Here is a 1588-nt window from a genome sequence, read left to right on the forward strand (position 1 = left end):
GCTAATGGGATGGTCCGGCCGTGCTCCGGCCCTGCCAGCACGAGAAGCTGGCAAGGGGCGCTCAAGACAAGGAGCACGCCATGTCTCAGAAACCCAACGCGGCGATCGCCGTGATCGGCATCGATATCGGCAAAAACTCGTTCCACATCGTGGGTCATGATCACCGCGGTGCCATCGTGCTGCGGCAGAAGTGGTCACGCGGCCAGGTCGAAACGCGGCTCGCCAACCTGGGGCCGTGCTTGATCGGGATGGAGGCCTGCGTCGGCGCCCATCATCTCAGCCGCAAACTCCAAAGGCTTGGCCACGACGCCCGCCTGATGCCGGCGAAATACGTGCGCCCGTATTCGAAGGGACAGAAGAATGACTTCCGCGATGCGGAAGCCATCGCCGAAGCTGTCCAGCGCCCGACCATGAAGTTCGTCGCGACCAAGACCGCCGATCAGCTCGACCTTCAGGCACTGCACCGCGTCCGCGATCGATTGGTCGGTCAGCGTACCGGCGTCATCAATCAGATCCGTGCGTTCCTGCTGGAGCGGGGCATCGCCGTGCGGCAAGGCCCGCATGCCCTGCGGTCCGAGTTGCCGGGTATCCTGGCAACACGCACCGACGTGCTCTCGCCTCGCATGTTGCGCATCATCGAGGGGCTGGCGGAAGACTGGCGCCGGCTGGATGAGCGGATCGAGGGGCTCTCGAGCGAGATCGAAGCACTGGCCCGTCAAGATCAGGCCTGCCAGCGACTGATGACGGTGCCTGGCATTGGCCCGATCATCTCGAGCGCAATGGTGGCCGCGATCGGCACGGGAGACGTGTTCTCGAAAGGCCGCGACTTCGGCGCCTGGCTTGGACTGGTGCCGAAGCAGATATCGACCGGCGACCGCACGATCCTCGGCAGCATATCACGGCGCGGCAATCGCTATCTGCGCGCGCTGTTCGTGCAAGCCGCGTGGGTTGTGCTGGTCAAGGTCAGGTGCTGGGAGCGCTATGGCCTCGACGCTTGGATCGAAGCCGCCAAGAAGCGATTGCACCACAACGTGCTGGCGATTGCGCTCGCCAACAAGCTCGCCCGGATCGCCTGGGCGGTCCTCAACAAAGGACGCGCGTTCGCGTGCGTCAAGACGGAGGAGACGGCGTCCGGACCTGCTTGATCCTCGCGTCGTGCGCGGCGCCGTCAAGGCGCAGCCTGGCAGCAGCAGAGCAAGACGTCAGGACAGCACGACGGCCGGCCTTGACGGCCCCTTGCGCGCGGCGCCTCTGCGCGCGCAGGCCGGGACGAAGGAACGGCCGCCAGGGCACGAACAAAGGAACAGTGCGAAGTGAGAGGAGCTATCGATGACGTAACAACACCCTTACCCGCCGAGGTCTGCGAGAGGATGAGACGACGATGGAGAGTCGGTCTTCCCGGCGCATGCGAACACTGGTGACCCAAATGGTCCCTACGAGGCCTGTCCGCTAACCAGATCGCATGCGCGCTGATATCCATGATGGCCCGGAGCACTGCGCTCCAAGCAGAAGGCCGGATACATTGATGCAAGACCGCATCTACCGGATCGTCGAAATCTTCTTGCACCGCACGGCCGGACCATACATT

1 protein-coding gene is annotated in these 1588 nt (G+C 64.0%); it reads left to right on the top strand.

All coding sequences use genetic code 11. The features are described 5' to 3' along the window. Positions 1 to 80 precede the first annotated feature (80 nt). Positions 81 to 1145, top strand: a complete 1065-nt coding sequence (locus MTR72_RS40150) for an IS110 family transposase (RefSeq protein ID WP_341512341.1) — start codon at positions 81 to 83, stop codon at positions 1143 to 1145. The last annotated feature ends 443 nt before the right edge of the window (positions 1146 to 1588 follow it).

It is taken from the genome of Bradyrhizobium sp. ISRA442, from assembly GCF_038085055.1.
Lineage (GTDB): Bacteria > Pseudomonadota > Alphaproteobacteria > Rhizobiales > Xanthobacteraceae > Bradyrhizobium.

What these genes read in the sequence shown, in the direction of transcription:
- MTR72_RS40150 (WP_341512341.1), top strand. Translation starts at nt 81, where the DNA reads ATGTCTCAGAAACCCAACGCGGCGATCGCCGTGATCGGCATCGATATC.